General features: G+C 73.2%; 7 protein-coding genes. 5 read left to right on the forward strand and 2 right to left on the reverse strand.

What is annotated here, in order from left to right:
* Nucleotides 1-1,215 (reverse strand): bifunctional glycosyltransferase family 2/GtrA family protein (locus KSNIM_RS18715; RefSeq protein WP_263104362.1); only part of this gene is annotated, 1,215 nt, incomplete at its 3' end.
* Nucleotides 1,216-1,319: 104 nt separating this feature from the next.
* On the opposite strand from KSNIM_RS18715, the gene KSNIM_RS18720 reads away from it, so the two are divergent.
* Nucleotides 1,320-2,804 carry an FAD-dependent monooxygenase gene (locus KSNIM_RS18720; protein WP_263104363.1) on the forward strand — a complete coding sequence of 495 codons (1,485 nt, stop codon included), beginning with the start codon at nt 1,320-1,322 and terminating at the stop codon, nt 2,802-2,804.
* Between the two features lie 92 nt (nt 2,805-2,896).
* Here the strand turns inward: KSNIM_RS18720 and KSNIM_RS18725 are convergent, their stop codons facing one another.
* Complete coding sequence (locus tag KSNIM_RS18725) at nt 2,897-3,460, reverse strand: CGNR zinc finger domain-containing protein (protein ID WP_263104364.1); 564 nt, start codon at nt 3,458-3,460, stop codon at nt 2,897-2,899.
* 199 nt (nt 3,461-3,659) lie between these two features.
* Between KSNIM_RS18725 and KSNIM_RS18730 the strand changes: the two genes are divergently transcribed.
* The 4 genes from KSNIM_RS18730 to KSNIM_RS18745 all read left to right on the forward strand — a co-directional run bounded on the left by KSNIM_RS18730 (nt 3,660) and on the right by KSNIM_RS18745 (nt 8,603).
* A complete protein-coding gene (locus tag KSNIM_RS18730; RefSeq protein ID WP_263104365.1) occupies nt 3,660-5,807 on the forward strand; it encodes a protease pro-enzyme activation domain-containing protein in 2,148 nt (715 codons plus the stop codon).
* A 236-nt stretch (nt 5,808-6,043) separates the two neighbouring features.
* Entirely contained in the window at nt 6,044-7,126 is a 1,083-nt protein-coding gene (locus KSNIM_RS18735) for a hypothetical protein (RefSeq protein ID WP_263104366.1), read from the forward strand.
* Nucleotides 7,127-7,245: 119 nt separating this feature from the next.
* Nucleotides 7,246-7,719 (forward strand): VOC family protein, encoded by a 474-nt coding sequence (locus KSNIM_RS18740; protein WP_263104367.1) that lies wholly within the window; start codon nt 7,246-7,248, stop codon nt 7,717-7,719.
* 8 nt (nt 7,720-7,727) lie between these two features.
* Nucleotides 7,728-8,603, forward strand: a complete 876-nt coding sequence (locus KSNIM_RS18745; protein ID WP_263104368.1) for a pyridoxamine 5'-phosphate oxidase family protein — start codon at nt 7,728-7,730, stop codon at nt 8,601-8,603.
* Nucleotides 8,604-8,848 lie beyond the last annotated feature (245 nt).

The raw sequence follows: 8,848 nt of genomic DNA on the forward strand, positions 1-8,848 counted from the left end.
CCGGCGGGCCCGCCGCGGGTTGAACACCCAGACCCGCAGCAGCACGAAGCGCACCAGGGTGGCCAGCGCGTTGGCGGCGACCAGGGCCGCGAGCTCGGCCGAGTGCCCGGCGGCCGGCGCGGCCGCCCCGAGCACCGCGATCGCCCCGCTGCTGAGCACCAGCCCGATGACGAAGGCGATCCCGCCCTCGATCTGGTGCTTGAGAGCGTCCCGACGGCCCGTCACCCCGAAGGTGAAGCGGCGGTTCGCGGCGGTGTTGAACACCGCGGTGAGGGCCAGCGCGAGGAAGTTGGCGACCAGCGCCGGCACCAGCTGGCGCACCCCCAGGTAGAGCAGCACGTAGGCGAGCGTGGACACCGTGCCGACCACGGCGAAGCTGGCGAGCTGCCAGCCTAGGCCGGGCGGCAGCCGGTCCTGCCCGGGCCGCTCGGGCGGCTGCACCGCGCCGCCGCCGGACAGCGAGCGGCGGGCGACCCTGGCCATGCCCTTGAGGTCGTCGAGGGCGGTGCGGACGATGTCGACGCGGCTGTCCGGGTCGTCCACCCAGTCCACCGGGACCTCGTGGATCCGCATCCCGGACCGCTCGGCGAGCAGCAGCAGCTCGGTGTCGAAGAACCAGGCGTTGTCCTCCACCTCGGCCAGCAGCTGCTTCACCACCGCGGTGCGGCCCGCCTTGAAGCCGCACTGGGCGTCGGAGAACTTGGCCGCCATGGTCGCCCGCAGCAGCAGGTTGTAGGTGCGGGAGATGAACTCCCGCTTGGGCCCGCGGACGACCGCCGAGCCGCGGTGCAGCCGGCTGCCGATGGCGAGATCGCTGTGGCCGGAGAGCAGTGGCGCCACCAGCGGGAGGAAGGCCTCCAGGCCGGTGGAGAGGTCGACGTCCATGTAGGCGACGACGTCGGCGTCACTGTCGCCCCAGACCTGCCGCAGTGCGCGGCCGCGGCCCTTGAGGTCCAGGTGGACGGCGGTGACCTGGGGGATCTCCTCGGCGAGGGCCGTCGCGACCTGCCAGGTGCTGTCGGTGGAGGCGTTGTCGGCGACGGTGATCCGGTAGGGGTAGGGGAAGGTCTCGGCGAGGTAGGCGTGCAGCCGCCGGACACACCGCTCCAGGGTGTGCTCCTCGTTGTAGACCGGGACGACCACCTCGACCAGGCTCGTCCGTACCTTGTCACCGCCCGGCGGGGTGTCGGCCAGGATCGTTGCGGGCTCTGTCATGGCAAAGAGGCTCACAGCGGCTGATGGGCCCGGGATGATGGGAGCCTGAGAGCGGACTGAGAACCGCGCGGCCCGCTCGCCGTACCACCAACGGGAGATGACACATGGCTGACAGGCAGCTCGACTCCGATGTCGTGGTCGTCGGCGCAGGGCCCACCGGCCTGCTGCTGGCCGGCGACCTGGCGGCGGCGGGGGTCCGGGTGACGGTGCTGGAGAAGCGCGGGGCCGAGTCCAACCTCACCCGGGCGTTCGCGGTGCACGCCCGGACCCTGGAGCAGTTGGACGCCCGGGGGCTGGCCGACGACCTGATCGCGACCGGCACTCCGCTGTCCTCGCTGCGGCTGTTCGGCCGGGTGCGGGTGGAGCTCGGCGATCTGCCGACCCGCTTCCCCTTCGTGCTGATCACCCCGCAGTCGAACACCGAACGGCTGCTGCAGGAGCGGGCGCTGAAGGCCGGTGCGGTGATCCGGCGGGGCGCCGAGGTGGTGGGTCTGCGGCAGGACACCGCCGGGGTCCGGCTGGACGTCCGGGAGGACGGTGGGACGGCCTCGTACCGGGCGGCCTACGCGGTCGGCACGGACGGCGTGCACAGCACCGTCCGCGATCTGCTGGGCCTGCCCTTCCCGGGCACCTCGGTGGTGGACTCGGTGGTGCTCGCGGACGCCCGGCTGGAGAAGGCGCCGGAGGAGGTCCTCACGGTCGGCGCGAACGAGGCGGGCTTCGCCTTCGTCGCCCCGTTCGGCGACGGCTGGTACCGGGTGATCGCCTGGGACCGGCACCGCAGCCTGCCGGACGCCGCCCCGGTGGACCCGGCCGAACTCACCGGGCTGCTGCGCGCCGTGCTGGGCAGCGACCACGGCCTGCACGACATCCGCTGGTCGTCGCGCTTCCACAGCGACGAGCGCCAGGTGCCGACCTACCGCTCCGGCCGGGTGTTCCTGGCGGGCGACGCGGCGCACTGCCACTCGCCGGCCGGCGGGCAGGGCATGAACACCGGCCTGCAGGACGCCGCCAACCTGGGCTGGAAGCTGGCCGCCGCGGTGCAGGGCTGGGCACCGGACGCCCTGCTCGACACCTACCAGAGCGAGCGCCACCCGGTCGGGAAGGCCGTGCTGCGCAGTTCGGGCACGCTGATCCGGGTGGCGCTGGCGCAGTCGCTGCCGGCCCGGCTGGCGGGCGGAGTGCTGACCGCCGCAGCGGACCGGCTCGGCCCGCTCACCCGGTTCGGCGCGCGGGCGGTCTCCGGTCTCGCGGTGGCGTACCCGCCGGCGGGGGACGCGCACCCGCTGGTCGGCCGGCGCATCCCGGACCTGCGGCTGGCGGTGGACGAGCCGGGCGGCACACCGCGGCTGTACGAGGCGCTGCGCGGCGGCCGGGCGGTGCTCGTCTCCAACGACGAGCAGCCCTACGCCGACCAGTGGGCCGGCCGCGTGGTGACGGCGGCCCCCGCCGACCCGCACGGCAAGCTGCGGGACACGGTGCTGCTCGTCCGCCCGGACGGCTACGCGGCCTGGGCAGCGGTCGACCCCAGCCGCACCGAGGTCCGCGCCGCCCTCACCGCCCTGCTCGGCCGCCCCTCCCAGCCGTAGGAAGCCGCTCCCGGAGGGGAGCACCTCAGGGATTCGGGGAACTGCGCAATTCGGATCCGGGCGGCACAAAGGTACGCGTCGGCCCGGGATCCCTACGGCAGCCGCTGGGCCGCGGATTCCGCCCGGACCGTCCGCTCGTAGTGGCGGGCCGCTTTGGAGCGGTTTCCGCAGAGCGCCATCGAGCACCACCGGCGGCGGCCGTTCTGCGATGTGTCGAAGAAGTGCAGAATGCAGGCGGGGTGTGCGCACTGCTTGATGCGGTGCGCACCCCGTCGCAGCAGCGAGAGGTAGTCGTCGGCGGCGAGCCAGGCGGCGAGCTGCTGCGGGGGGTCGGCCTCCGCGGTCTCGGCGGGGCCGTCCGGGCCGAGGCTGTGCCGGACCCTGCCGTGCGCGAGGACGGCGTTGAGCGCGGCGGCGCCCTCGGTCGAGCCGGGGTCCGCCACGAGCAGGTCGAGGGCGCCGCGGGCGGCCTTCACCGCGGTCAGCGAGGCCTCGTCGGCGGGGCAGCGGTCGGCGAGGCCGGCCGAGGAGAGCCAGATGCGGTAGCCGTCGAGGTCGGCCAGGAGGTCCTGCTGCCCGTTGCGCCAGCGGGTGTTCAGCAGATCGAGGGCGAGCGGTTCGCCGATCAGCGGTCGCGGGTCGCGGGGGTCAGCCATGCCGCCGAGTGTAGTGCGGCGCTGCCGGACGCCATTCACTGTATGAATTCACATCCATTCTGTTGATGGATCTGAATTCCACACTTGACTGTTTTTTAGCAAGCGATTGCTGCCGCATGGGCCCATTCCTGGGCGATTTCTGGGAACTTCGTGCAAGCGTTTTCGAACCCGGAACGCCCCACACCTTCCGGAGGACCCCGTGCGACCCCGCTCGCTCGCTCTTTCCGCGGCCATAGCCGTCCTGCCCCTGACCGTGGTTTCGCTGGGCGTCTCCACCGCCCAGGCCGCTCCGACCCCGCAGGCCGCCTCCCGGGTGGCCCTGCCGAACACCGTGACCCCGGCGGTGGCCCGCTCGCAGAAGCAGGGCGACCTGCCCGCCGACCGGACGATGTCCGTCTCGGTGAACCTGAAGCTGCGCAACACCGCCGACCTCGACCGCTTCCTGAAGGCGGTCAGCACCCCCGGCACCCCGGAGTACGGCCGCTACCTGACGCCGGCGCAGTTCACCGCGCTGTACGGCCCGACCGAGGCGGACGTGGCGAAGGTCCGCGCCTACCTCACCGGCCAGGGCCTGACGGTCGACTCGGTGAGCGCCAACCGCCAGGTGGTGAACGTCCGCGGCACCGCCGCGCAGGTCGCGAAGGCCTTCGGCACCCACGAGAGCTCGTACAGCGACCCGCAGCAGGGCGGGCGCACCTTCTTCGCCAACGACGCGGCGGCCAGCGTTCCGGCCGAGCTGGCCGGCACGGTCGAGGGCGTCTCCGGCCTCGACAACCACACCGTGCGCACCTCACGCGCCGTCAAGCCGAAGGCGGCCGCCCCCCACGCGACGCCGAGCGGCTTCGGTCCGGCGCAGTACGACGGCGCCTACCGGCTCGACAAGGTCGGCGCGGACGGCACCGGCACGACCGTCGCCCTCTGGGAGTTCGACGGCTACAGCTCCACCAACCTGCGCACCTACGACAGCCAGTACGGTCTGACCGGCCCGGCGGTCTCCACCGTCTCGGTGGACGGCGCCAACTACGACGCCAAGCCCGGCGACGGCCAGGGCGAGGTCGAGCTGGACAGCGAGATCGTCCGCGGTGTCGCCCCGAAGGCCACCCAGCTGGTCTACGAGGCCCCCAACAGCGACCAGGGCGAGATCGACATGGCCGCCCAGATCGTCTCGGAGAACCGGGTCTCGGTCATCTCGATCTCCTGGGGCTCCTGCGAGCCGGACACCACCGCGTCCTCGATGACCGCGGTGAACAACTCCTTCAAGCAGGCCGCCGCCCAGGGCATCTCGATCTTCTCGGCCTCCGGCGACGACGGCTCCCGCGACTGCACCCGCTCGACCAGCGGCTCCACCGTGAAGGCGGTCGACTTCCCCGCGTCCAGCCCGTACAACACCGGCGTCGGCGGCACCAACCTCAAGGTGAGCGGCAACGCGTACTCCTCGGAGAGCGCCTGGAGCACCGCGGGCGGCGGCGTCTCCACCCAGTTCGCCAAGCCGAGCTGGCAGACCGGCACCGGCGTCACCGGCACCATGCGCACCGTGCCGGACATCGCCTCCAACGCCGACCCGGCGAGCGGCTTCGCGATCTACACCACGGGCGGCTGGCAGGTCTACGGCGGCACCTCCGCCGCGGCCCCGCTGTGGTCCGGCTACACCGCGCTGTTCAACCAGAAGGCCAAGGCGGCCGGCCAGGCCGTGCTCGGCGAGGCCAATCCGAAGCTCTACTCGCTGGCCAACTCCAGCAGCTACGGCACCGTGCTGCACGACGTCACCACCGGCAAGAACCAGGACTTCTCCACCAAGACCGGCTACGACCAGGTCACCGGCTGGGGCACCCCGGTCGCCGACTCGCTGACCACCGCCCTGCTCGGCGGCACCACCCCGCCGCCCACCGGCGGCTGCACCTCCGCCCAGCTGCTCGGCAACGCCGGCTTCGAGACCGGCACCGCCGCGCCGTGGACGGCCTCCTCCGGCGTCGTCGACAACAGCGCCTCCGAGGCCGCGCACGGCGGCTCCTGGAAGGCGTGGATGAACGGCTACGGCTCCGCCCACACCGACTCGGTCTCGCAGACCGTGTCGATCCCGGCCGGCTGCAAGGCGACCTTCACCTTCTGGCTGCACGTGGACACCGCCGAGACCGGCAGCACCGCCTACGACAAGCTGACCGTCGCGGCCGGCTCGACCACCCTGGCCACCTACTCGAACGCGAACGCCGCGAGCGGCTACGTGCAGAAGTCCTTCGACCTGTCGGCCTTCGCCGGGCAGACCGTGACGCTGAAGTTCACCGGCACCGAGGACTCCTCGCTGCAGACCAGCTTCGTCGTGGACGACACCGCGCTCACCGTCTCCTGACACCCCCTCGCCCCGGCCGGCGCGGACCTCTCCCGGTCCGCGCCGGCCGCACTGTTGCGACTGTGTTTCTATCCGCCGTGAACTGGGACTTTCTTGTCGTGACCACTGTCATATGTCCGAGTTGATGACGTAGCCTCTCGACGGTGCGTAGGGTGTGCCCCCAGCTCGGTGTGGCAGCCCGATCACGGAACGCTGGGCCGACGCCGCCGAACTCGCCTGGTGGGGGAGGTTTCCGGATGAGTTCTCAGCAGCCGCAGCACGCGGGTCGGCTCAGGCTGGTCGGTGAGCGCGACGCGGGGCCCGCGTACGGCCGGCCGCGGCCCGCCGGCGAGCGGGCCGCCGCGCCCGTGCCCGCCCGCACGCCCGGGCAGCCCCCCGTACCTGCCCAGGTCCCGCCCCAGCCCGCGCCGCAGCCGCCCGCGCCCGGCGCGCTGGGCTTCGCCGAGGTGCTGAACGCGGCGATCGAGGCCAGCGGTCTCAGCCTCGACCGGATCCGCGCCGCTCTCGCCCACCAGGGCGTCAGGATCAGCGTCACGACCCTCAGTTACTGGCGTCGCGGCCGCAGCCAGCCCGAGCGGGCCGCCTCGCTGCGCGCCGTCCACCTGCTGGAGGAGCTGCTGGCGCTGCGCCGCGGCACCCTCTCCTCGCTGCTCGGCCCGCCCCGCCCGCGCGGTCGCTGGATCGCCCCGACCACCCATGACGCGCTGCGGGTGGAGCAGGTCTGGCCGGGCGAACAGGAGATCGCCGAGGTCTTCGAGGAGCTGGACGCGCCGCCCACCGGCGACCTGGAGCGGCTCTCGATCCACGACTCGTACTTCGTGAACGCCAACCGCCGCGGTCACCTGCTGAGGATGCGCCAGGTCGTGCGGGCCACGGTCGGCGGGGTCGCCCGCTGCGTGGTCGTGCACAAGGCGGACGAGGGCGCCGTCGGCTGCCCCGAGATCACGTCCGTCCGGCACGCCCGGCTCGGCCGGGTCCGCCGCCGGCCGGAGAGCGGTCTGCTCGTCGCCGAGCTGCTGCTGGACCGCCCGCTGGCGCTCGGCGACTCCACCGTCTTCGAGTACGAGGTGGACATCCCCGACACCGGGCCGACCACCGACTACGGCCGCTTCTTCGCCGTGCCCGTCCGCGAGTACGTGCTGCAGGTGCACTTCGACCCGGCCGCGGTGCCCGCCCATTGCGAGCGCTTCGAGCGCGAGCCGTGCGCCGAGGTGGACCGCAAGCGCGAGCAGCTGTGGATCGGCGCCTCGGCCAGCGCCCACGTGCTGGCCCCGGACCAGCCCCCGGGCCAGGTCGGCATCCGCTGGCAGTGGGAGTAGCCGGATTATCTAACCATTACACGACACCATACCGGTTTGCGCCCCGATCTTCTAACCCGTACTGTCCCGAAGTACCGGTTAGACGACCGGGCCGTCCCCTCTTCCGGGAGTGATGCGTCGTGTCCACCGCCGCCCTTGCCCCACGCACCCTGCAGACCGGCCACGTCGGGCTGAACGTCACCGACCTGACCCGCTCGGTCGCCTTCTACCGGCGACTGCTCGGCCTCGACGTGGCCGCCGAGAGCGACGAGCCCGGCCGCCGTCACGCCCTGCTCGGCCGCGACGGCGCCCTGGTGCTCACCCTCTGGGAGCAGAGCACCGGCAGCTTCGCCCCCGGCGCCCCCGGGCTGCACCACCTCTCCTTCCGGGTGGACTCCGTCGAGGAGGTCCGGGCGGCCGAGGCCGTCCTCCAGGAGCTCGGCGCCGACTTCGCCCACGAGGGGGTCGTCCCGCACCGCGAGGGCGCGGACTCGGGCGGCATCTTCTTCACCGACCCGGACGGCATCCGGCTGGAGATCTTCACCCCGGCCGGCGTGGCCGAAACCGGCGCCGCCGCACCTGACGCCACCGCCCCCACCTGCGGATTCTTCTAGGAGCCGGGATGTGGCACGCGGGCGAGCGCGCCGTCCAGCGGCGCACCGGGCAGCAGGAGCGGGCCGAGCACACCGGCCGGTCGATCGGGCGCACCATTCCTCCGGTCGCCGCCCGCTTCCTCACCGAGCGGCGGACGATCGTGGTCGGCGCCGCCGACCCGGCCGGGCGGATCTGGGCCACCCAGCTCGCCGGTCCGCCCGGCTTCATCCGCGCCGACGGCGACCACACCGTCCTGGTGGCCGCCCGACCGGTGCCCGGCGACCCGCTCGCCGAGGTGCTGGCCGGGCCGGCCGAGGTCGGCACCATCGCCCTGGACGCGGCCGGGCGGCGCCGGATGCGGCTCAACGGCCGCTCAGTGCCGCACGGCCCGGACGGGCTGCGGATCACCGCCGAGCAGGTGTACGCCAACTGCCCCAAGTACATCCAGCGGCGCAGCCCGCGTGAGCTCCCGGCCGCCGAGCCCACCGCCACCGCGGGCGACCGGCTGACCCTGCCCCGGCAGCTCGCCGTCGCAGCCGCCGACACCTTCTTCCTGGCCACCGCCGGCCCGGACGGCCGGGTGGACGCCTCGCACCGCGGCGGCTTCCCCGGCTTCGTCGAGGTGCTGGGGCCGAACCGGCTGCGCTGGGCGGAGTACGCCGGCAACAGCATGTTCATGAGCCTGGGGAACCTGGAGCTCGACCCGGCGGCCGGCCTGCTGCTGCCCGACTGGGACACCGGCGACGCCCTGCTGCTCACCGGCCGCGCCGAGGTCGACTGGTCCGACCCGGCCGCCCCGGTCGTCGACTACACCGTCCACCGCACGGTCGACCTCGCCCACGCCACCCCGCTCACCTGGACGCCCCCCGAGTTCTCCCCGGCACTGCCCCGCCCGGGCCGCTGACCTTCCGCCGCCAGCCGCGCGGACGCCGACGCCCCCATCGCTTCACCGACTTGTCACATTTTGTTACTTATCAGGTGATATTCCGTCGGCTGACGGTGGAACACATCCCTCTCCTGAATCCGGAGAAAGGGACCCACCGTGCTGATGGAGTTCACCGAGGTCGAGCCGGACGGCGGCTGCGGCTGCCCCGGCTGCGGCGCCCGCAGCCTTGCGCGGCTGCACGCCGCCCGCCCCCCGGGCGCCGG

It is taken from the genome of Kitasatospora sp. DSM 101779 (genome assembly GCF_025655475.1).
Classification (GTDB): Bacteria; Actinomycetota; Actinomycetes; order Streptomycetales; family Streptomycetaceae; genus Kitasatospora.

What these genes read in the sequence shown, in the direction of transcription:
- KSNIM_RS18720 (WP_263104363.1), top strand. Translation starts at nt 1,320, where the DNA reads ATGGCTGACAGGCAGCTCGACTCCGATGTCGTGGTCGTCGGCGCAGGG.
- KSNIM_RS18735 (WP_263104366.1), top strand. Translation starts at nt 6,044, where the DNA reads ATGAGTTCTCAGCAGCCGCAGCACGCGGGTCGGCTCAGGCTGGTCGGT.
- KSNIM_RS18725 (WP_263104364.1), bottom strand. Translation starts at nt 3,460, where the DNA reads ATGGCTGACCCCCGCGACCCGCGACCGCTGATCGGCGAACCGCTCGCC.
- KSNIM_RS18745 (WP_263104368.1), top strand. Translation starts at nt 7,728, where the DNA reads ATGTGGCACGCGGGCGAGCGCGCCGTCCAGCGGCGCACCGGGCAGCAG.